This window comes from Bdellovibrio reynosensis (assembly GCF_022814725.1).
GTDB lineage: Bacteria > Bdellovibrionota > Bdellovibrionia > Bdellovibrionales > Bdellovibrionaceae > Bdellovibrio > Bdellovibrio reynosensis.
The window spans coordinates 1,289,109-1,311,414 of the sequence record NZ_CP093442.1 but is presented as its reverse complement, the minus strand read 5'-3'; the positions used below and the strand labels follow the sequence as shown (position 1 = coordinate 1,311,414).

The following is a 22,306-nucleotide window of genomic DNA, read 5'->3' as shown; positions in this document are numbered from 1 at the left end:
ATGATTAAGGATTTAAGTTAGAAAATGGTCATGGATTAAAAGTGCGAACAAACAGAATGTTAAACACCAGACGCAGAAAATAATTTCTCTAGCTTCGTCCATTTTTCACAGGCGGGCGCTTCAATTTTTATATCCTGATTTGTCCAAGGATGAATGAACGAAAGACTTTGCGCTTTTAAACATAGTCCCGGGATCTGCAGTTCATCCCGAAAGAATCGATTGTGATAAGTATCTCCGTGTTCGATATCTCCAATCAAAGGATGAGCGATGCGATCAAAGTGGCGGCGTATCTGGTGCCAGCGTCCCGTAACTGGATTCACTTCGACCATTGTATAGCGTGAAGTCGCATACTTTTTTCCCACCGCAAAAGGAAGTTCAATGTGCTTGATGGTTCTATAGCGGGTCAGGGATTCTTGCAAGTCATCAAAGCCCGCGATTTCAAGCGGAATATCGATTTGTCCTTCAGTTTGTAAGTGACCACGGGCCACGGCTAGATAGGACTTACTGATTTTTCTTTCCATAAAAAGACGGCTCAGTTCGCGGGTGGCAGGTTTATCCATGGTGAATAAAACCAAACCACTTGTGGGAGCATCCAAACGGTGAACCGGAAATACATCTTGTTTCAGTAAATCGCGCAGAACATAAAGGCAAATTTTTTCTGGTGGGACCGGGTAAGGAGATAGCTCCGGAGGATGCACGAAAAAACCAGAGGGTTTATTAATCGCAAAAAAATAATCGTCTTTATAAATAATTTCCATTGAACAAAAAGCCCTCAAAACCTGGGCAAGCATGGCTTTGGCAGTGGCTTCTTGTCAAGCTGAAGGCCTTTAAAAAGAGAGTTTTTCTAAGTACATAAGTTTTAATTCTTCCGGAGTTGCCACAAGAGCTAAATCTTTCATTTCGTAGGCTTTTTCATACTGACCATCTTCGTGATAAAGAATCGCGAGATTAAAAAGCAAAGCCGGTTCTGAAGGATTTTTGTTAAGGGCTTCTTGGGACTGAATGATAGCCAAGGGCCGATTCTGTTCATTGTAATATAAATTTGCTAAGCCCAGGTGGGGCTCATAACGGTCTGGGAACTTCTGGGTCATGGATTTAAAAATAGTTTTTGCGATAGTGGGCTTTTTTATTTTCTCAAACAACATCGCATTATCTAAGGCTTCATCAAACGTCACGGTTTTGGGAAGTTGCGACGGTGGTAAAAGGATGTAAGCCCAAGATCCGCCCCCTTGCCAAGAATAGGCGAAGTGATCCATCTTCCATTCTTCATAGGCTGTGGTACCGCTATGTAAATACAAAACGTTTTTTTCCAGGTTATAGCCGACCACCAGGGCGAAATGCCACTGTGGCATCCACTTTAAGCCCAGGTTTTGAAAGACGACAACAGGGTGTCCGTCGTGTATTTCGGCGATCAGTTCTTTGATGCTATTGACTTTATAAGGAACTAAATCCAGACGACGGGCTGCTGATAAAACATCGGACTTAAAAGTTCCTTGCAGATTTTCACGAAAGCTGATTTTTTGATATGAGGCTAAGGGCAATGGAGGATTGTAAATCTCGGCTGCCATTTTTATGACACTGGGACCGCACAAGTTTTTCTTTTGCGGAACAAATTCCACATCCAGTTTTTTTTGCGCGTCCCAATCTTTGTTAGCATAGGATTTTAATTGCATTTTTGGGGCACTAATACAACTGCACAGCAACAGAAAAAATGCCGCAAGTAAAACATACCGAACAAAGTGCACAAGATGTCCTATCTAATTAGAATCACAATAATGATGATAAGCAAAACTGTAACAATGCCTATGTCACCGCCAGCTTGATTTAAGTTTTTAGACTGAATGAAGTCTTTAAGTTCTTGTTCGTTCATGGCAGCTAATCGCGCGCGGGCTTCGTCCTTGGTGATTCCAAACTTCGCAAGCTGCTCTTGACTTTCAGGGCGCTCAAGCTGTTCTAACAGCCGTTGCTGAAGGGGTGCTTGGGTTCTCGCTCTTTGGTGCATTTCTTCAAGAGTGACCAACCCCGCAAGACTTGAAGTCGCGGTAAAGAATGTCATACAAAAACACAAGAGTCCGATAATAAATTTTTTTGTCATCGCTCCCTCCTTTTCTACAACTTCATTTAATTTCAGCGATAGAAAAGAAAGACTTCAAGAAAGCCAAGGTCTGGCTTGTAGCAATACAGAAGTGTTACTTTAAGCTGTGCTTAAGATTTGAAATGTCGCGAGCGTGAACGACACAATATGTTGGGTTGTGGTTGTCGTCTCTGACAACTCCCACTTCAACTAGAACGGGAAAACGAGACCCGTCTTTTCGAATATGAAGACATTCAAAAATGTGATGGCTTTTCGACCAGATCATTTGGGTATGTTGGGCAGCGATCGCTGCAGCTTCGGGGGCTACGAAGTCCTTAACGTGCATGCCTTTCATTTCTTCGACGGTATATCCATGCATGCTGGCATATTTGGGATTCATTTCTCCCATTAACATGGACATCCCTGGGGAAATACAAACGCCCCAATCCGCCTTTTCGTAGGTGGCTATCCATTTCTTTAAATTTTGCTCTAAGATTCTTTCTTCAGAAATGTCGTGGACGACCTTGAGATAGAATTCAATTTCGCCGTTCTTACCTAGAATGGGGTAACTATTTTCTTGAGCCCAGAAAAAAGTTGCATCTTCTCGCAAGCGCCAGCCCTGACTGTCATAGCTTGGATATTCTAAAGTGCCAGAGACACTTTTGACGAACAAAATTCCTTCGTCTTTGCCTAGGATGTCTTTTGATTCGTACCCAAAAAGTTCAGTCGCTGGTTCATTCCAAGTTAAAATTCGTCCTTCTTTATTAATCAAATAACAGGCCTGCCCCTGTGCCTTAGACAGAGACGAGGAGGACAAGACGTCGATTAATAAGTCAGTTGGGGACAAAGGAGTTGGCATGAAACAAGGTTTAATTTAGCAGGATTTCGGTGTCAAAATACAAAATGGAAATGTTGGAGCCCCGAGACTCCAACATTAGTTCGGCTATTTCTAGCGTAAATGGTTTTTTTGATCAGGGTTTACTTTGCGGGTGACTCCGGATCGGCCTGCGCCAATATCGGTGTAGGCTCCCGTTTCTCCACCAGGTTCCCCAGTGTGTTCATTACTGCGGTCAAGATTTTCTCTGTCACGCGAATGGCGATTTCGGGGTTTGCTGTGGGTCGCAAGCCACTCATCTGTTTTTTGTTCGACTTCCTCAATTCCGCCAGGAGTATGTTGGAAGGACGCACCTATTTCTGTGCGAGGACTGTCTTCCGTGGATTGATTTTGATAACCAAAGATTGAAGACTCCATGGCATCAGCGGCTCGGTCCATCTGTTCTTTGACGTCCACTTCGCCGCGCATGAAATCCCCTGGTTCGTCTTCCAAAGATTCGTAAGATAATGACTTAGCGCCCAAGTTTTCATCGTCGCGATGGGGATTCAGTTTGCGGGTCACATCCTGGTCATTCAGAATTTCATTTTCATCATAGCTGTTTTCTTGGGGCTCTCCCTTGGTAGGTTGAGTGAAGTCAGGAATTGGTGTGTGATCTCTTTCTGGTGTCATGGCATCCTCCTAAATTAATGCGCTCGCAGCGGATGTTGTCGACCATCCAGCATATCTTTTCCGCGATGGCGAAGTTCTTGTTCAGCAAAAGCAAGGCTAGAGCCCCATACGACGTGGCTCACAGCCATCATTAAATTTCGTTGTTTAGTCATGCGTGCGCCGGCAGAAGCAAGTCCCAAGCCTGGAATTAATCCATAATAACTTGCAGCCCATACGGCCAAACCAAACGCAGCACCTTTTACTAAAGGATTGGAACCAGGAATTTTTTCAGCTAGAAATGCATAGACAACTCCGGCCGCAGCCCCATAACCAAAATGGGAAACCATTGTGACCTGTTGTTGTTTCTGCGAATTTAGAAATTTTGAAATTCCTGTTTTAGCCACCACATCTTCACTTAATAAAGCGGGTGGAAGTGGTGCCTTCTGTAAAAATGGAAGTTTTTTAAAATATCCAAACAAGGTCAGAGTCATCGAACCTGTAGCCATAACACTGGCCCAGATTCCGCGAAGGATGGTATTCATAAAAGCCTCCCTTTGTATCTAAGTGTAAGCGAAACAAGAGAGTTCAAAAAAAACCGGGCCAGTTCCTTAACAAGTTTTAAGTAATGGCCCGACTTTAGAGTGAGAATTTCTGAATTTATTTTATTTAGGCGTGAGCAAAACTTGGCGCAAGTGTAGGAATGGCTATTTCATGCACAGCTGCTAACGGAGAAATCTTTTTTTCTTCTTTGCGGTCGTGGTACTTGTTCCAAAGTTTACTAACCCAGTGATGGGTCAAAGGATCTTGGAATTTTCTTTCATCTTTCTTATCAAAAAGAACAACGGCGCATTTATAGTTCATTTTTTCGATATGGCCCGCGACGCTGGCACCCAGGCGTTTGCACATCTGATCGACTTTTACGTCAACCCTGGGGGTTCCTAGGCCTAAATGAACGTTGGAGTTATCAAAGTAGTTAAGTCCAAGGCCCGCTAGGATTTCACCCCAATTAACCTCTTGGCACTGACGGCGCCATTTCGGCGATACAGTGAAGTATTCCATAGTCATCACTTTCCTCAGTTTCCCCGCAGGGCACTGGAAAAGGGTTTGATCTAGTTCTTTAAAATAATGGTGATTTCGATGAGCAGCTAGCTGCATATCGAAGGTCGTGAATAGGTTAAAGCCGATGACTTCTTCCCTAAACAACAATACGCCCGCAGAATGGGATCTAAAAAAATCTCCATGATCCAGAGTCGCTCCGGCTTCGGTTAAAACTTGATCAAATGTCTCTGTCCACATCTCATAGATTTGGTTGACCAGGTCTTTTTGGGTTTCACAAACATGGTGTAATTGAACGATTTGATAATTGAAGTTTGGCATAGGCCTTATATTGCGCCTTCACAGCGGAAACTGAAGGGTTGCCAGGCGAAATTAAGACTTTTGAAATATGTTTTGTGAACCTACTCGAATTTCTTAAGACCTTCGTCTTCTTTAAAGTCAACAAGACTCATAAGGAAATTCTTATTTATTTGCCCATTTCGCCCCAGTTCTGTTCGTGACTTTCATGGGATTCTGCGGGATTCTACCGGATGCCCTTTTAAAGCATAGCCTAGGAAGTTTTAGTGTTTTTTGCGCCTTTGACGCTATTAAATATCTCCCACCTTCGCGAACCCGATGAGGTGGTGCCGTTGGGAGAACGAAACGCTTTTGCGGAAGGATTAAACCTTCTTGAAGATGGCGCATTTCAAACTTACGAGAAGACTTCCGGCGAAGGCGAAGCTTTGCAGCTTAAAGTTACGCTGCTTGATCCCCAACTTAAAAAAAATCTGAATGTTAGAGCTTTTGAAGTGGAAGAGGGCGGAGCTGTTCACTTTTACTGTGAAAATTGCAAGACTTCAGCTTTCACTCCGGAAGCTTGTCGCCACCAGTGGGCAGCATTCACTTTGGTGTGGCGCGGGCTTACTTTGCGTGAGCTTGGTGATGCAAGTTTAATGAAAGAGCTGGCTGAAGATCTGAAAGGGCCGCTCTTTCTTAGTTCCAGTCATCAAGGCAGTAATACGGCTCCCGCTGAAAAGCCTTGCGAACTTGAATCCATCAGTTTGTTTTTAGAAGATCATCCACTTTTGGGTGGGGAGTCTTTGACGTCGCTTTTCACCGAATCTTTAGGGCAATACAAACTTCAAGAAGTTGCAAAAGAGCAGGAAGCCCTTTCGCCACTTTTGTGGAATATGCCTGAGGTGTTTCGCAGAAAACTGTCTGCTTATTCGGAGCACTACTTTAACGAAGTGAATGAACAAAACCGTCTGGTCAGTCTTGTGCGCTATAATTTCAGCGACGGCAGTCAGATCAGCGCGAAAGAAATTCTTCGTCATCCACTTCATAAAAGTGTACCTCGCCACTTATTGCCGCAAGCTAAGACGCAAAACTCATTGTTCTCGCAATGGCCACTGACTTCTCAGGTAGGAAATCTTTTTGTCAGTCAGAATATCCGAGAGCTTGAGCTTATTATGCAAGGTCTGCTTGCAAATATTGCGACCCAAGTTCGCCAAGGTCGTTTGCCACTATATATTCAGTCAAAGCATTCCCGCGAAGGGGCGCTGTTAGTTAAAAACATTTCCTTTGATGCAGCCTCTGAATTTGAATGGCGGGTGGAGTTTGTCGAAAAGCGCGAGCTTATTACCGAGTTAAAACTAATTAACTCTGCCAAGCGTGATTACACTTTCTTTGATTCTTTTGCTTTTGATCCAGCTTCCGGCACTTTGATTGTTCATCCATGGCAGCGTGAATGGAAAGAGCTTGAAACAGTCTTGAATAAGATCTCCCCTGATTTTGGATCGATCCATTTAGAGCGTGGTGAAACACCGACGTTAAGAGTGGAAGGCGAGATTGAAGCGAAATCTTTATTAAAGCATTTACGTGCTCGGACCATCCCGGTGAAAATTACGGGCGAATCAGTGACCCTTGAAGCTCAGTTAAGTCAAACGGACTTGAATCTGGAAGAGACGGGTTTATTCTACATCGCTCATCGTGCGCGTATCATGGGCCAAAAAGATTTGGTCCGCCGAGGATGGACTCCACGCACGGTGTTATTCTTGAGAACTCTTAGCGACGGACTACCATTTCTTTTAAATAGTGACGCTAAAGACGTTGCGTCCCGGGCCCGTGGAAAGCGGGATTGGGATTTAAAATTATTAAAGCACTTGGGTATTCTGCAATACCTTTTCCTAGAAACCCTGTCTTATCATTTTGATGGCTCCCTGACTGATGGCCGCATCGTGGATAAGAAAGATATTTTCCCATTGCTTCAAGAAAAACTGCAAAAGCTTTTAGTCAGTGGCACGGGCGTGGTGTTAGCCCGCGATATGTCTTTAAGTGAACTGTGTTCGAAATCGGTACTCACTCATTTTGAAGAATTCATTTCAAAAACTTTGGAAAGCTTAAGCAGCAGTGAATCGTTTTATTCTGAACAAGGGGAAGTGAATTTAAAAGGCGTTGTCGAGCGTGAATTCAGACTGCTTTATGAGATTTTAAAATACTTGGCGCTATCCACGGGTGGTGAAGCTTTCAAAAAATCCCGCACAAGTCTGCTGTCAAAAATGTGGACCGGGGATGTTGAAAATGACGGGATGTTGATCTCTGGCATGTTCCATTTGCCACGTTCTAAGGGTGAAGACGTCAATCTTGTTCATGAAACCCTAGAGATGATGCAAGGTTTGTTGACGGAAAATTTCCAAATCTTCTTTAAAGGTCAAGCTTTGCAGGAACTCAGTGATGAGGACTTCCAAGTCGACTTCAATTTGCAAAGCAATATGACTCAGGGGCATTTCAACTGGTTTGAGCTCAATCCAAGATTCTTCCTGAAAGGTCAAGAAATTGACCCGCAAGAAATGGGCAGCTTCGGTAGCGGTGGAGTCATTGAACATGAGGGCAAGCTTTACGTCGTTCCTCGTAAACAAATGCCATCGTTACGCCGTTTAGAAAATTTCTGGCGTAAACTGCAAAAAGGAAAAAAGGAAAGCAGTCAAAAATTTGGGGCTGAAAAGATTTATCATCTGCCACGCCACCAAGTTCTTGAACTTTTGGCTTTGCGTTCTTCTGGCTACGGCATCCGTGGTGATGAAGAATGGAAGAAACTTTGTGATTTCTATGATCAGCTTGGAAAATCAGAAAGAACTATTCAAGTTCCAAAGACCATCAAGGCAGACTTAAAGCCCTATCAGGCCGAAGGCTTCCAGTGGCTTCAGGATTTGTATAACTTAAAACTGGGTGCTTTGTTAGCTGATGATATGGGTTTAGGTAAAACCCTTCAAACTTTAACTTTCTTAGAAAGCTTGCGCGCTAAAAAAGAACTTCGTCAGGTTCTTATTGTGGTGCCTTCATCATTAATCTTTAACTGGCAAACGGAAGTGGAAAAATTCACTCCGGAAATTCCTTTAACCGTGTTTTCAAGTAAAGACATGGATAAGCTGGGCCGCCGCTTAGAACTTAAAGAAGAACTTGTAGTGATCACTACCTACGGGTTGCTGATGGAAAATGAAGCCTTCTTGTCACAATACCAGTGGCAGATTCTGATTTTCGATGAAGCGCAAAACCTAAAAAACATTACGACAAAACGCACCAGTTCTGCGCGTTCATTAAAAGCGCAGTTTAAAATCTGTTTAACTGGTACACCGATGGAAAACCATTATGGCGAATTCTATTCACTAGTGGATCTTTTAGTTCCAGGCAGTTTAGGAAAAATCGAAGACTTCCGTCGTCAATTTGTGAATACCGATATCGTAAGCCGTGAAGAAATTGAAGATCTTAAACTTAAGATTAAGCCGTTGCTTTTACGTCGCACGAAAAAAGAAATCTTAGATCAGTTGCCTGAAAAGCAAGAAACGAAAGTCAGTATTGCTTTTGAAGAACAGCAAAAAGAAATTTATCGCGATATTGCCCTGGCTTATAACCAAAAAGTTCAGGACAGTCTTCTGACCCAAGGGGAAACGGCAGTGCAGTTGCAAATGCTAACAGCCTTGTTGCGTCTTCGTCAGGCATGTTCGGATCCCGCGAATCTTCCGAATATTCGTTACGATAAGGTGCCGCCGAAGTTAGAGGCGCTGATGGATTCGTTAGAAGAAATTGTTTCTTCTGGTGAAAGTGCCTTGGTATTTACACAGTTCTTACAAACTTTAGAGCACACCGAAAAAATCCTGAAAGCCGCAAATATCCCTGTCTTTGTTTTGCATGGCGGGGTGCCAACAAAACAGCGTCAAAAAGTTTTATCCGACTTTAATAAAGTGGAAGGTGGCGCTGTTTTAGTTATGACTTTAAAAACGGGCGGGGTCGGTTTGAATTTGACCAAAGCCAGCTACGTATTCCATTTAGAACCGTGGTGGAATCCTTCCGTCGAAAATCAAGCCACCGACCGTGCCCACCGCATTGGTCAGAACAAAGCCGTACAGGTTTTCCGCTACATCATGCATGAATCCTTAGAAGAAAAAATTGAGCTTCTAAAGAATCGCAAAGATTCAAAGTTTAAATCTCTTTTTGCTACCCCAGAAAAGGAATCAGAGATTGGACCGGGCAGTGGAGCTTTAACTAAGGAAGACTTTGATCTTTTGCTTGGATTGAAATGATCCTTTAGTTAGCGCAAAAACTTTCCCATCTTAGGGCCAGAGAATGGGGCAAAAGCCTTCTATTAAAACCTTTTTTACCTAGAGTACTCCCATGGAGGAACATCAATGCGAAGTTCTAAAATGCGAGTACTTTTAAGTTTTGCCTTAGGCCTTTCTCTTTCAGCCTGCGGCAATTCTTTTGTACCGGCGAAAAATCTAGAAGTCCCCAATTCAAGCCAAACTGTGACACCAGATCCAGTGACGGAAACACCAGCGGCTCCGCCTGAAACTCCAGAGGAAGTTCTTGATATGTCCCTATGTGGCGATATGAACGTGTCAGCTTGTCAGGTATTGATGATCACGAATAAGGAACGAGCGGCCTTAGGACTGCCGTCTTTATTAGCAAATTCAAAGTGCATTAATGAAGCCCAATACCACGCCCAAGATATGGCGACATATGGTTATTTCTCTCACGATGGGCGTAACGAAACCACTTCCGAGCGGTTTGCGCGCTTTGGTCTTTCTGGAGTTTCCTGGGGTGAGAATATCGCTTCTGGTTATCTGACAGCCGCTGAAGTTATGGTGGGATGGATGAATTCTCCTGGGCACAAAAAGAATATCGTCAGCACTTATTATAAATCTTTAGGTGTTGGATATGCCGTGGACTCTAAGGGGGCGCCGTATTGGGTTCAGTGCTTTACTGGTCTTCCCGGGGACTAACACTGTCAAAACTCACAAGGCTTAGGCCCTTTTTTGTGAAACCAATGTCCAAATAAAGGCTTAAGACCGATGACGCACTATAGGAAAATCCACAAAGATAAAGGTTCTGTAAGTTAAAGTCTTGTAATAGGTAGGAGAGCAAATTAATAAATGTCTATGCAAAAACATCCGATCATAATTCAAGGTGGAATGGGTATTGCGGTTTCTTCTTGGAAACTTGCAAAAACAGTTTCGTTAACAGGACAACTTGGCGTTGTTTCTGGTACGGCAATCAATTCAGTTTTAGTTCGTAGACTTCAAGATGGCGATAAAGATGGCGACACTCGTCGTGCGATGAAGGCGTTCCCGAATCAAGCTATCGCAAATCAAATTCTTGCTACATATTTCATTGAGGGCGGCAAGGAAGCTACTAAAGCTTACAAACGTCCTCCAATGTTCACGGTGAATTCTCCGAAAGCTCTTTTGCAATTGAATATCATGGCTTCATTCGTTGAAGTCTGGCTAGCAAAAGAAGGCCATTCAAATCCAGTGGGCATCAACTTGCTTGAAAAAGTAGTTTTGCCAAATCTTTCTTGCTTGTACGGCGCTCTGCTTGCTGACGTGGATTACGTTATCATGGGTGCGGGTATTCCTCGTGAAATCCCAGGCGCACTAGATTTACTTTCTGAAAACAAAGTGGCTTCGTTGAAAGTTCCTGTTGAAGGAGCGGTGACTGGTGATGAAACTATCACTTCACTTGATCCAGCGGCGGTTATGGATAATGTAATGCCAGCAAAATTGAAGCGTCCTTATTTCTTCCCCATCGTTTCATCAAGCGTGCTTGCTGCGAACTTGAAAAAGAAAGCAACTGGCGAAGTCAATGGCTTCGTAGTGGAAGGTCCTTTGGCCGGTGGTCACAATGCGCCTCCGCGTGGACCGATGAAATTAAACGAACGTGGTGAGCCGATTTACGGTGAGCGTGACGTTGTTGATTTAAAAGAAATGGCAGCCTTAGGTTTACCATTCTGGATGGCAGGTTCTTACGCGACTCCAGAACGTCTTAAAGAAGTTCAAGATCAAGGTGCCGTTGGTATCCAAGCTGGTACTTTGTTTGCTTTTGCAAAAGAGTCAGGCCTTGCTGACAGCATCCGCGATGAAGTTGTTCAATTGATCGCTAAAAATGATGTTCCACCAGAAGGATTCATCTTTACGGATCCATTGTCTTCACCGACAGGCTTTCCGTTTAAAGCAGTTCGCCTGGGTCGCACGATTTCTGATAAAGACATTTATCAAAAACGTAAACGTATCTGTGACCTTGGTTACCTTCGCCATGCCTACAAAAAACCAGATAACACTGTAGGCTTACGTTGTCCGGCAGAACCAGTTGACGACTACGTTAAAAAGGGCGGAAAGATGGAAGACACCATCGGCCGTAAATGCTTGTGTAATGCTTTGATGGCAGACATCGGTATGCCTCAGGTTCAAGCGGGCGGTGAAGTTGAACAGCCAATGCTAACTGCAGGGGATGATTTGAACTTGCTGGGTCGTATCTTAAAACCAGGCCAGCTTTCATACTCAGCAACTGAAGTTATTGATTACTTGCTGAAGTAATTTTTTAAGAAAATTTGTAATAAAAAAGGGAGTCAGATGACTCCCTTTTTTTGTGTCCTATAAGTTTGTGAAGTAACTTAAAGAGAATGTTCTTTCTTCACCCGGGTACAAGTAGATGTGCCCGTATTGAGTTGGTGATTCCTTCCAGTAACGAGTGTCTGCGATGTTATCTACAGCAAATCTTACTGACGATTGTTTTTCAGTGTTTAGTTTATAGCTGACACCTGCATCCAATCTTGTCCAAGCGGGCAGCATAATAGAGTTATCAGCTAAGACTGCGCGCTCACCCTCGTGGGTTAGGCGGGCGTTTAAAGCTAATCCATTTGCTTGCGTCACTTGATAGTTCGTTTGCGCACGTAGTGTGTAATTAGGAACGTTTACTGGTTTATTGCCGTTTACTTGCGGCGCTAAAGTGCTGCCTTCGCGCTTAGCCTGAAGGTACATTCCTGAACCTTCGACGTTCCAATTTCCAAAGTCTTTTGCACCAGACAGTTCTAAGCCTTGATGAATTGCATCTCCATCAATGCGATAGATGGGCTCAGCATCGGTCACAGTAGGACGAGTGATGTGGAAGTATACCGCACTCCACTTAAAGTTCGTTTCGCCTTTAACACCGACTTCAAGCTGTTTACTAACGACGTCAGGGATGAATTGACCTGGATTCGTGTAGCCCGGCTTATTAGGCGTTACAAACGCTTCTACACCTTGACCGTAGCTGATGTACGAGGTGATGCCATCAAAGTCATAGGAAAGAGCCGCCCATGGTGTGGTGAAGTTTTTATGAAAGCTTGTTTCTTCAGATCCGTCTGTTTTAACGCTGCTTCTTTCGACATCACTGAATCGAAAGCCAATCCAGCCTTTCCATGAACCAAATTGGGCTGAGTCGTAAATGAAAAGCTCGCCAACTTTTGACTCTCTGTCCGTACCTGTTTCGTCCATCGCAGGTTCTGCTGGAACTCTAGCAGTACCATCGACGTTACCACTTCCTGTCGTCTGATTGTAAGCCTGGGGGTTATTATCTTCCTTGAGCGTGCTAGCCAAAATACCGACATTCAGTTTGTGCTGAACTTCGCCAGTCTGTGCATTAAATTGCAGTCCCGTTTTTAAAGAGTTTGTTTTGCGGCTTTCATCCAAACTGCGATAGTCATAGATATCGAAAGTTCCATCTGAACAATAACGATCGTAATTGCCTTCAGCGCTGCAGCCATAAGGATATGCTAAGTAATCATCTGTCGCTAGGTTTTGGATTCCAACGATGGTGGACCAACTTAAATTTTCTGACACTTGCAATGAATACCGAGCTGTTGCTGTTAATCCTTCAAAGCGTACAGGCTCTGTCCAATCTTGATTGTTTAAATTGATCGTCGGATCTACAGGGTCCGGCAGAGTGTTTCCTAAAAGACTGAGACCCGGTTGACTTGGTTGAGAGCGCAAAGACCACTCGATATCTGTTTCAAGTACCGAGCGGGAATTGATCTGCCAGTCATTTGCTAAGCTGATCATAGAACGCGAACCATTTGCAGATTTTAAGTGCGGGCGCAGCTCTTCATGGGCCACGTTAAAACGATAACCAAATTGCGGAGCTGTTTTAAAGCGTCCACCAGCATCAGCCGCAACTAAGACATTGCCTTTATCAGTCACGTCTGTGCGCAAGGTTCTTAAATCATTTTGTGTCGGTCTTTTTACAACATAATTCACCATACCGCCTGGCGCGCTTGTGCCGGCTTGAATACCGCTAAGGCCTTTTAGGATTTCCACACGCTCTTTATTTTCTAAAGCGATGGAAGTTTCAGAACTGATTGGTAAACCTTCACGCAAGAAGTTTGTGCGGTTATCTAAAGTAAAACCACGAATGGAAATATAGTCCCAGTATCCTGCAGCATTGTAGCTATCCGTCGTTGAAGCATCTAAGCGCAAAAGATCGGCCATACGGTGCGCACGAGTTTCTTGAATCTCTTTAGCGGTGATTACTTTTGCAGATAAAGGAAGCTCTTGATCGGTGGCATCACCAAAACCGGCAACGTCTGAAAGATAGCTGCTATCTTTAATTGAAATCGTGTTAAGAGTTGATTCTTCAGGTGTTTGCGCATTGGCGAAACTTGAAGAGGCGATTAGTAGCGCGGTCAAAATTGACGGGCTTTTTCTTTTTACCATGTTCCATCCTTATAGTCGGGCGGGGAGCATGGCAGACCTTCTGCGCTGTGAATGATTCACGGTTGATAAGGTCTTTTACTGCTTCCCTGCGCGAGCATTATCTCTGTCAGGTTCAAAGGGTTTTTCTCAGATGTTGGAGTTAAATATCCAACAACACCCCTAGCTGTGGTTAGTTATGCGAGACCCTTTGTTGAGAGTCAAGCAGTGTCTAGTTACTTGGCAAGCTTCACCGGAAACTTTTTGCCTTTGATTTTTCCACCGCGCAGATATTCTAAAGCGTCGTCGACTTTTTTAGAGTTGATCGCCACATAGGCAAATCGATCTTGAATTTCGATTTTTCCGATGTCAGAGGATTCCAATCCCGCGTCACCCGTTAAGGCACCTAAGATATCGCCAGGGCGAAGTTTATCTTTACGGCCACCTGAAATAACCAAGGTCTTCATGGCCGTTTCTTGAAAAGATTTTCCTAAGCCATGCTGATTTTTAAATCCTAGGTTTTTACGCAGGAATTTTGCGCCAGCGGCTTTTTCTAACTCGAGGATCTTTAATGTGTCTTTTGCATAACACATTGTTACTGCGGTACCTTTACGACCTGCTCTGCCAGTACGGCCGATGCGGTGTACATAGGTGTCTGGAGTTAACGGGAAGTCATAATTTACGACAAGATCCAAGTTTTCAATATCAAGTCCTCGGGCTGCGACGTCCGTTGCTATAAGAATGCGGTAACTGCCGTTACGGAAAAGAGCCAGAATACGATCGCGGGCTCTTTGATCTAAATCACCATGCAAAGCTGCGCAGCTGACACCTTGCTCTTCGATACTTTGAGCTAATTCACTCACAGTGTTTTTCATATTGCAGAAAACCAAAGTGGTTTCAGCAGGGTGCTGCTGCAAGATGCGCATCAAAGTGCTGTGCTTATCATCTGGGGTTGTTTCATAAATAATTTGTTCAATTTGCGCAGCCCCATCTTTAGCTTCATCTATCACAACAGATCTTGGATCTTTTTGATAACGTTTGCTTAAAGCTTGGATCGAATCAGGGTAGGTCGCTGAGAAGAACACTGTTTGGCGTTGAGCTGGAGCAAACTTCATCACGGTTTTGATTTCGTTTTCAAAACCCATATCCAGCATTTTATCAGCTTCGTCTAAAACCAATGTCTTTAGAGAATCTAATTCCATGCGACCACGCTCTAACATATCCATCACGCGACCTGGAGTGCCTACAGCGATGTGGACACCTTTATCTAGGGCTTCTGCTTGCTCACGACCTGGAATTCCGCCTACTAGGGCTAGCACTTGCAAACCATTGTGACGCCGGCCCCATCTTCTAAACTCTGCAACGACTTGGGTTGCTAGTTCACGCGTAGGGCAAAGCACTAAAGCTTGCACCTGACGATTTTCAAGATCGATGTTGTTTAAGATAGGCAACGCGAACGCAGCTGTCTTTCCACTACCGGTTTGCGCTTGACCGATAAGATCTTTTCCTTGAAGCAAATAGGGAATACTGGCCGCCTGAATAGGTGTCAGGTTTTTAAAACCTAATTCTTGGGCGACGGTTATTAGATCACTTGAAATTTGAAGTGAAGAAAACTCAAAGGTCTGAGGCGTTGTCATAAGGTAAATATTGTGCGGTCACGTGAGTATTGTCACGGGCTTAGGCTTGGAATGTAGTTTTTCCTGCTTTTTTAGGCTTAATTACGCTATGTTAGCAGCGCTTTAAGCAGCAGCATTTTTTTGAAGGATTCCCCATGGTCGAAATTGGTCAGGTTAATAAGTTAAAAGTTTTAAGACATGTTGAGTTCGGCGTCTTTTTAGACGGAGGCTCTGATGGCGAAATTCTTTTGCCTTTACGTTATATGCCGGATCAATGTGAGCCCGGGGACACCGTCGAAGTCTTTATCTGTTTTGATTCTGAAGACCGCTTGATAGCGACGACTGAAATGCCTTTTGCCAAGGTGGGGGATTTCACTCACCTAAAAATCAAGGCAATCGAACGCGTCGGTGCATTTTTAGATTGGGGTTTACCAAAAGATTTGTTTTTGCCTTACAGCGAACAAACCCGCGAACTTAAAGTGGGCCAATACGTCGTCGTTTATATCTACCTTGATAAAAGTGATCGCATTTCTGCTTCCATGCGTTTAGATCGATTTGTCGATAAAGAGCCTGGCAAATACACGGAAGGTGAAGCCGTTGATCTTTTCATCGCCTCTAAAACTGATTTGGGTTTTAAAGCCCTTATTAACGGCAAGCACTGGGGTATTCTGTACGCCAATGAAGTTTTTGAACCACTTTACCACGGTCAAAAAATTAAAGGGTTCATTAAGAAATTACGCCCGGACGGAAAGATCGATCTTAGTCTACAACAGACTGGACATAAGGGTGCTGAAGATATCGGACCAAAAATCATAGAGGCGCTAAAAAATCACGGTGGTTTTATGCCTTTGACGGATAAGACAGACCCGGAAGAAATCTATAAACTATTTGGCGTCAGTAAAAAGAAATATAAGATCGCTTTGGGTGGGCTTTATAAAAAACGCCTTATCGCCATTGAGGATAAGGGCATCCGACTTTTAACTGGTTCCAAATAACACACTGAAAAACTTCAGCGTAGTGGCTAACCTGAATAGGGAGCCACTATGACAAGAAAAAATCTGTTCTTTCTTGTAATCGCTTTTATTATCGGAGTTTCCGTGTGGCTTTACCATGTCAATCGCGGCATGAAGGAAACTCAGAGCGTTCTTATCGAACGTGCGGAAAGTCTTCCGCGCCGTGAAGTTCGACTGCCGGTGGTTGTAAGTAACGCACAGACCACTAGCTCTCCGGCCATACCCAGTGCTGAAAAAGAACAACTCGCTACTGAAATTTTGGCTTTGCAAGATCAGCTTGCTGCCGCTAGGGAAGCACGCGAAGACCGGCGCCAAACCTTAGAAGGATTTCGTTCGCAACAACGAGTTCAAACAGAACAGCAGCGTACTCCTGCTAATTTCACAGCGCAGGTACAAAATACCGGGATGCAGATAAATGACTTTGTCACCGATCTGCAAAATTTTGATCGCCGTGAAAGTGAGATCAACCGGAAAGCAGAAGATCTATTGAAATTGCAAGATAGCCAGGCGCAAGCAGCCCGCCTGCAGATTGACGAAGATATTCGTAATCAAGAAAGTACCATTCGCCAGGTCGAAGAACAGCTAAACTATTGGCAAAACGTGATCTTATTTTCCCCAGAACGCGAAGCCCGCATCGTGGATTTACAATCTTTAATTAATTTACAACGGGAACAATTAGAACTTCTTCGCCAAGAACGTGTGTTGATTTCTTCGCAAGTCGTAGCAAACAATCAAGCCGTTTTAAGTGAAAAAGATCAACGTCTAAGTGAAATAGCTCAGCAACGAGAAGACATTCAAGAAACCATCAATGAGCTTCGCCAAAATATTTTAGCGATGGAAAGAGAGCAAACCCAAATTCGCACGGTAAGAAATTCTATTTTAAGTCAAATCAACCGAGCCCAAAGGGATTTTGAGGCGGCCAACAATCGAGTCAAAACCATTGAAGCCTCATTAAAAGAAAAAGCCGATCAATTATCAACGATTCAATAACTAGTATTCATCACACCAAGAGTTGGGAGTGATGACTTTTTTGATTTCATTACTGCGCATATAAAGAAACTCGTTACCAATGGCAAGTCTAAGTCTTTGGCCACTTTGTGATTGGCGGGAAGAAGTAACGATCTGTGCGTAACCATCGTTGTCGGTGTAAGTGACACCTTGAATGCCTTTTAAGTTCCAGCGAATGTTCCTGCGTTCTAAAGGTCTTAAGTCATCATCGGTAAGAATAGTTGAAATTGTTCCTTCAGATTCCCGGCACAGCAGTCTGAAGTTAATAACGACGAACTGTTCTTTGTGACAATCCTTTGACGGTGAAAATCCATAGCCCACTTCACAGGTGTTAAATGATTTTTCTTTATAACCAAATGATTCTTTATCGCGATCCATGTCTAAGTGATTTTGCAAAGCTGGGTAATCAATCCGGGAAGTCGTTTCTTCTTCGGGGCTTGGTGTTGCTGAAGCGCTCGGCTGTTGAGTCGTAGGTCTTTCCTGCATTGTCGTACAACCAGCTAAGAGCAATAGGAAAGATATCAACCCGATGTTTTTCATAAATGCGCCCTCTTTGTTTTATTATGCAATAGCTTAAAGCTTAGACCAATCATGGAAACACTATTGAATCGACAAACTGCCATTAAACTTAAATCTCGGCTTTAATCCCGTTTAAAAATGGGAAAGTTCCACTCTGACTCCATACTTAATCTTTAGGCTTATTTAAAACAAAGGAGGGATCTATGATCCTTAAGAAAGACCGAATCGCAGAAGTTCAATTGTATATCTTGACCACTTTGGTATTGGCTTTTGCTCCGCCAGCATTTGCTCAGGAAGAAGCCCGCAAATCCCACGAAGAGCATCGTGCTGCCTTTGATGCTTGTTTAGCGGAACTAGGTGTAGAAAAGCCTGAAAAAGGTCAGCGGCCCCAAGCTCCTGATGAAGAGCTGCGCACTAAGATTGATGAGTGTTTGAAAGAAAAAGGTTTTGAGCCGCCAAAATTCCGAGGCGGTAGAGGCGGGCACCACGGGCCGCCACCAGAAGATAGGGAAGGTAGCGGCGTAAGATAAAGAACACTTGGAAGGTCTGTGGAACTAGTTTCCGCAGACCTGATCTAGGCTGACTTTATATTTTTCTGGCTTAAAGATACGACCTAATTTTCCTTTGATGCCGCCACCAGTTTGACGTTCGATTTTGCAATTTTCGATTTTCGCAAACTGATCACTGATCATCATACGGTGCAAGCTCACGCGCAATGTATCCACAGCTGTTTCCGCTTTTACTTTTGCTACAATTGAATTTGTTAATGAGTTACCCGCTTGCAGAACGTGCAAGATATCCGTGATACCGTTTTGGTAACGCATGAATTCAGCATCATAAACTTTACGAAGGTTATTCTCAGCGATGATAGCGGCTTGTAATTGTTTTTGTGCCTCTTCCAGGGAGCCCAAAGTGGTTTCAATCAAGTTTGCTTGATCTAAACGCAGTTCTTTTTTTCTTAAGCGCATTTGTTCAATGTGCAAGTTGCTAAGCTCCAAAGCTGGGAAGTAGCCAAAACCAAGGTTCACAGAACCAGAACCTGCGATGGAGCTAAATGATCCACCCGTGCGGTTTGAATTTAGGGAAGCGCCGTTAAGGAAGCTAAAACCTTTACTCCATTTATTGTACTGAGCCGCTGTGATCAAAGACTTAATTTGTTGAGTTTCTGGCGAACTTTCATGGATTTTTTCTAGTAAAGCCACCGGAGTTTGTGATTCCGCTGCAGAACTTGTAACGCGACTTGGTTCGAAAACGATTTCCTGATCAAGTTCTAAACCCAACATTTGGCGTACAGAGGCTTTTTCTTTTTTTAGCAACTCGTCAATTTGTGAAACTTGAACTAATGCCATTTGTGCTTGGGCTTGCGCCTGAAGGTAATCTTCTTTTGGAATGATCCCTGATTCAGCCGGTAAGCGAAGTTGTTCTTCGATGGCTTTAAAATTTTGGTATTGCTTAAACAATGCCGAGCGTAATTGCATGTCACCAATGATTGTTTGGTAGATCGCATAAGCTGAAGCATACCCGTTTAATTGCGCCAAATAGTAAGATGTGCCTTGAGCATTCAGAAGGTGAGAGCTTTCTTTCAGATCCATCCAATTGCTTGGCATTAAAAATGGCAAAAGCATAGAAACGCTGTTCAACATAAAACCAGCGCCGCTAGAAATCACTCCCCCCAAGTTAACGGATGGAAGTAAGTTTGCGCGGGCTTGAATGACTTGAACCTTTGCTTGTTGAACATCGTTTAAGGCGATGGCAAGGCCGACGTTGCGGTTTAGGTAATGAGTGCGTAAAGAAGTGGGATTCACAACCACTGTTTTTGGCGCAGCAAATGCCGAAGAAGCGGTTAAGAACGCGGTGAAAATCAGAGTAAGAAATTTCATAAAAGGACCCTCCTCCATTTATGGACGCATTAAGAGTTATTAGGATGAAGGGCCCTTGTCAAGGAGTGGGCCCTTAGAAGATCCCTGCAAACTATACGGACTCCAAAATAGCAGCGACGCCCATTCCTCCAGCCGTGCAAATCGAGATTAATCCTCGGCCTTTGCTGCCTTTTTCGTGCAGCATTTTCGATAAGCTTGCAACAATCCTTGCCCCAGTGGCGCCGAACGGATGACCTACCGCCACACTGCCGCCTTTCACATTCATTTTAGAGCGATCAATGGGCCCTAACGCAATAGATCTGCCTAAGACTTTTTTACAATAATCATCAGATTCCCAGGCTTTTAAGGTGCAAAGAACTTGGCCTGCGAAGGCTTCATGGATTTCGAAATAATCAAAATCATCAAAGCTTAAGTTATTTCTTTTAAGCATTTCGCTGACAGCGATAGTGGGTGCCATCAGTAAACCTTCACCGGCCACATAATTGACGGCAGAAGCCTGGCAGTCCACGAAGCGCGCCCACAAAGGAAGGTTCAAACGTTTGGCTGCGTCTTCAGAAGTCATGATCACAGCCGAAGAACCATCAGTCAGCGGGGTAGAGTTCCCCGCAGTCAATGTTCCTTTATCTGATTTATCAAAAGCAGGTCTTAACTTTCCTAATTTTTCAATCGTTGTATCAGCGCGAAGAATGCCATCGCGATTCAAACCTTTAAATTCGAAAACAAGATCCTTATAAAAACCTTCATCGTAAGCTTTAGCGGCCTTTTGATGACTTTGATAAGCCAGCTCGTCCTGTTCGGCGCGGCTGATCATCCATTCTTTCACCATTTTTTCAGTGTGTTCACCCATAGAAAGTTTAGTGCGGGGTTCGACCACTGCTGGAAGCTGCGGTTTCAAATCTGAAAAACGCAGTGATGCCAAAATTTTGGCTTTTTCCATTCCGCTTTTTGCTGCGTTTAACTCAACAAGCTTATGGGACAGACTTTTTGAAACCATGATCGGCAAATCGCTGTTGGTATCAACACCACCGGCAATACCAATATCAATTTGGTGGGCAGAAATTTTTAGTGCCATATGATTGGCAGTTTCTAAACTAGTGCCGCAAGCTCTTTGCACGTTGTAACCAGGAGTGTGGGGATTTAAGCCCGAGTTCTGTACAACCTCTCGCGTGAAATTCCAATCAGATGCACTTTGCATGACGGCACCAAATGCGACGTCACCTAAAAGTTGACCTTCTAATTTATATTTTTGCACAAGCTTTTGTAAAGTGACTGACATCAGTTCTGAACTTGTCACGTCCATGTAAGTCGTCATTGATTTAACGAAAGGAGTTCTTAAGCCTCCTGAAACAAAGACCGGTCTTGTGCGCATAAATCACCTCGTTCTGATACCTTAAGGTTTACTAAATAAGCTCCATTCTTATTATTAAAAAAATTCTTGTCTAGAAGTGTTTCACGACGGGAAAGCGCAGCGAGAATTTTTGCGAAAAAAAACCGCTATGCTAATCTTGATTTCAAGAGTCGATTTCGAGGAGTTGTACGTTGGAGCAGAAGTCGTTTCAGTATTCCTTTGCCCAAAAAAATGGAATGATCGTTGTTTCTTTGTCAGGTGAAATGAATGGTTTTGTTTTACCCGCGTTAGAAGCTTGCCGGCACGAACTATTTTCTAAGGAAGATGTTCGTCAGGTCATTTTATTTTTTCAAGGTGTACCAGAAATCAGTTCTGATGCCGTACCATGGATTGCGCAAATACAAAGGGACATTCGCCTGCGTAAGGCCGAAGTTCGCCTGGTGGCGTTGAACTCAAGCTGCAAAGAAAGATTTATTAAAATGGGTGTGGTCCGCGGGACCGAGGTCACTGAAGACCTCAAGTCCGCTTTGATGAGTTTTGTGAAAGTGGCCGCTTAGCCTTGGTGGCAGAATTCAAGTTTTCTGATCGCTTTGCGGATGGTGTTATGTTTGCTTTGATCACCACGTAAAACCGCCCAGTAAGTTTCGCCACGCTCGCCGTACAATTCACCTTCTCTTTGCAGCTGTGAATTGATCATATCTAAACCGCAAGGCAAGGTTGTTTCAGCTTCATCGCCGTCACCTTTAGTGCATCCATTTCTGTTTTCTGCATTTTTGTGAAGTTGAAGCAAACCAATTGCTGTTCTTCCTTTAATACCGCGAGCTTCTACGTTTTCGTCACAGGTACTTTCTAAATGAGACATCGTATTTAAGATCATTACCCAAACAAGTTCTTTGTCTTTATCTTCTAAGCGCGGATATCTAGGGCAATCGTCATAAAGATCTTGGGTGCCGCGATACAGATTTGAATATTCACTTTTATTTGTTCTCATTTCGGTGATGATGATTTCGCCCCACGGTCCTAATTCGTTGCCTTGAACGAATTCACACCGAGGAGCAAGACCAAGCTCTCTGTTAGCATCTGAAAGTTCTTGAACATTTCCACCAGAAACTAGGATATGGCTAAGCTGTTGAAGCTGGTAGACCGTTTTGTGTTGGGTATTAACGCAATCAACACAGCTTGTGTTCGCTTCGGTTAATGATGTTCTATGAACATTTGCATAACCAGGAATGGTCACAACAATTGACAACACAATCAATAGAATGCTTCTCATATGTTTCTCCGTATAAGAAGCTTGTAAAGCAATGATGATGCCGCAGAATGAGATTCAA

At 43.7% G+C, this 22,306-nt stretch carries 20 protein-coding genes and 1 riboswitch; of the genes, 7 read left to right on the top strand and 13 right to left on the bottom strand.

Features of this window, described 5'->3' with window-relative positions:
* Positions 1-59: 59 nt before the first annotated feature.
* The 7 genes from MNR06_RS06075 to MNR06_RS06045 all read right to left on the bottom strand — a co-directional run bounded on the left by MNR06_RS06075 (position 60) and on the right by MNR06_RS06045 (position 4,934).
* Positions 60-758 carry a pseudouridine synthase gene (locus MNR06_RS06075; RefSeq protein WP_243540080.1) on the bottom strand — a complete coding sequence of 233 codons (699 nt, stop codon included), beginning with the start codon at positions 756-758 and terminating at the stop codon, positions 60-62.
* A 69-nt stretch (positions 759-827) separates the two neighbouring features.
* Positions 828-1,673, bottom strand: coding sequence for a PA2778 family cysteine peptidase (locus MNR06_RS06070; RefSeq protein WP_243540078.1), 846 nt, complete (start codon positions 1,671-1,673; stop codon positions 828-830).
* Between the two features lie 80 nt (positions 1,674-1,753).
* Positions 1,754-2,095, bottom strand: a complete 342-nt coding sequence (locus tag MNR06_RS06065) for a PA2779 family protein (RefSeq protein ID WP_243540076.1) — start codon at positions 2,093-2,095, stop codon at positions 1,754-1,756.
* 94 nt (positions 2,096-2,189) lie between these two features.
* Entirely contained in the window at positions 2,190-2,846 is a 657-nt protein-coding gene (locus MNR06_RS06060) for a PAS domain-containing protein (RefSeq protein WP_243540074.1), read from the bottom strand.
* Positions 2,847-3,023: 177 nt separating this feature from the next.
* Positions 3,024-3,578, bottom strand: coding sequence for a hypothetical protein (locus tag MNR06_RS06055; protein WP_243540070.1), 555 nt, complete (start codon positions 3,576-3,578; stop codon positions 3,024-3,026).
* 14 nt (positions 3,579-3,592) lie between these two features.
* Positions 3,593-4,099: a DUF6789 family protein gene (locus MNR06_RS06050; RefSeq protein WP_243540069.1), complete on the bottom strand. Its 507-nt coding sequence runs from the start codon at positions 4,097-4,099 to the stop codon at positions 3,593-3,595.
* 124 nt (positions 4,100-4,223) lie between these two features.
* Entirely contained in the window at positions 4,224-4,934 is a 711-nt protein-coding gene (locus MNR06_RS06045; protein ID WP_243540068.1) for a hypothetical protein, read from the bottom strand.
* A 242-nt stretch (positions 4,935-5,176) separates the two neighbouring features.
* Between MNR06_RS06045 and MNR06_RS06040 the strand changes: the two genes are divergently transcribed.
* The 3 genes from MNR06_RS06040 to MNR06_RS06030 all read left to right on the top strand — a co-directional run bounded on the left by MNR06_RS06040 (position 5,177) and on the right by MNR06_RS06030 (position 11,461).
* Positions 5,177-9,172, top strand: coding sequence for a DEAD/DEAH box helicase (locus MNR06_RS06040; protein WP_243540067.1), 3,996 nt, complete (start codon positions 5,177-5,179; stop codon positions 9,170-9,172).
* 105 nt (positions 9,173-9,277) lie between these two features.
* Positions 9,278-9,871, top strand: a complete 594-nt coding sequence (locus MNR06_RS06035; protein ID WP_243540066.1) for a CAP domain-containing protein — start codon at positions 9,278-9,280, stop codon at positions 9,869-9,871.
* Between the two features lie 150 nt (positions 9,872-10,021).
* Positions 10,022-11,461: a beta/alpha barrel domain-containing protein gene (locus tag MNR06_RS06030; protein WP_243540059.1), complete on the top strand. Its 1,440-nt coding sequence runs from the start codon at positions 10,022-10,024 to the stop codon at positions 11,459-11,461.
* 57 nt (positions 11,462-11,518) lie between these two features.
* On the opposite strand, the gene MNR06_RS06025 is transcribed toward MNR06_RS06030, so the two are convergent.
* Entirely contained in the window at positions 11,519-13,615 is a 2,097-nt protein-coding gene (locus MNR06_RS06025) for a TonB-dependent siderophore receptor (protein WP_243540058.1), read from the bottom strand.
* A 66-nt stretch (positions 13,616-13,681) separates the two neighbouring features.
* Positions 13,682-13,786: riboswitch (TPP riboswitch) on the bottom strand.
* Positions 13,787-13,827: 41 nt separating this feature from the next.
* On the bottom strand, positions 13,828-15,228 hold the full coding sequence (gene dbpA / locus MNR06_RS06020; RefSeq protein WP_243540057.1) for an ATP-dependent RNA helicase DbpA: 1,401 nt from the start codon (positions 15,226-15,228) through the stop codon (positions 13,828-13,830).
* 134 nt (positions 15,229-15,362) lie between these two features.
* On the opposite strand from dbpA, the gene MNR06_RS06015 reads away from it, so the two are divergent.
* Both MNR06_RS06015 and MNR06_RS06010 read left to right on the top strand, forming a co-directional pair.
* Positions 15,363-16,202: a CvfB family protein gene (locus MNR06_RS06015; RefSeq protein WP_243540056.1), complete on the top strand. Its 840-nt coding sequence runs from the start codon at positions 15,363-15,365 to the stop codon at positions 16,200-16,202.
* Positions 16,203-16,250: 48 nt separating this feature from the next.
* Positions 16,251-17,210, top strand: coding sequence for a coiled-coil domain-containing protein (locus tag MNR06_RS06010; protein ID WP_243540054.1), 960 nt, complete (start codon positions 16,251-16,253; stop codon positions 17,208-17,210).
* On the opposite strand, the gene MNR06_RS06005 is transcribed toward MNR06_RS06010, so the two are convergent.
* Entirely contained in the window at positions 17,211-17,768 is a 558-nt protein-coding gene (locus MNR06_RS06005; RefSeq protein WP_243540052.1) for a hypothetical protein, read from the bottom strand.
* A gap of 182 nt (positions 17,769-17,950) precedes the next feature.
* Here MNR06_RS06005 and MNR06_RS06000 point away from each other — a divergent pair, with 182 nt between their 5' ends.
* Complete coding sequence (locus MNR06_RS06000) at positions 17,951-18,277, top strand: hypothetical protein (protein ID WP_243540050.1); 327 nt, start codon at positions 17,951-17,953, stop codon at positions 18,275-18,277.
* 24 nt (positions 18,278-18,301) lie between these two features.
* Here the strand turns inward: MNR06_RS06000 and MNR06_RS05995 are convergent, their stop codons facing one another.
* Together MNR06_RS05995 and MNR06_RS05990 are read right to left on the bottom strand one after the other, a co-directional pair.
* Entirely contained in the window at positions 18,302-19,627 is a 1,326-nt protein-coding gene (locus tag MNR06_RS05995) for a TolC family protein (protein WP_243540048.1), read from the bottom strand.
* Positions 19,628-19,718: 91 nt separating this feature from the next.
* Positions 19,719-20,996: an acetyl-CoA C-acetyltransferase gene (locus MNR06_RS05990; protein WP_243540046.1), complete on the bottom strand. Its 1,278-nt coding sequence runs from the start codon at positions 20,994-20,996 to the stop codon at positions 19,719-19,721.
* Positions 20,997-21,166: 170 nt separating this feature from the next.
* On the opposite strand from MNR06_RS05990, the gene MNR06_RS05985 reads away from it, so the two are divergent.
* The gene (locus MNR06_RS05985; RefSeq protein ID WP_243540045.1) at positions 21,167-21,532 is read left to right on the top strand and encodes an STAS domain-containing protein; all 366 of its coding nucleotides are present in this window, start codon (positions 21,167-21,169) and stop codon (positions 21,530-21,532) included.
* Here the strand turns inward: MNR06_RS05985 and MNR06_RS05980 are convergent.
* Entirely contained in the window at positions 21,529-22,248 is a 720-nt protein-coding gene (locus MNR06_RS05980) for a hypothetical protein (protein ID WP_243540042.1), read from the bottom strand. The two genes, MNR06_RS05985 and MNR06_RS05980, sit on opposite strands and share 4 nt — an antisense overlap.
* Positions 22,249-22,306 lie beyond the last annotated feature (58 nt).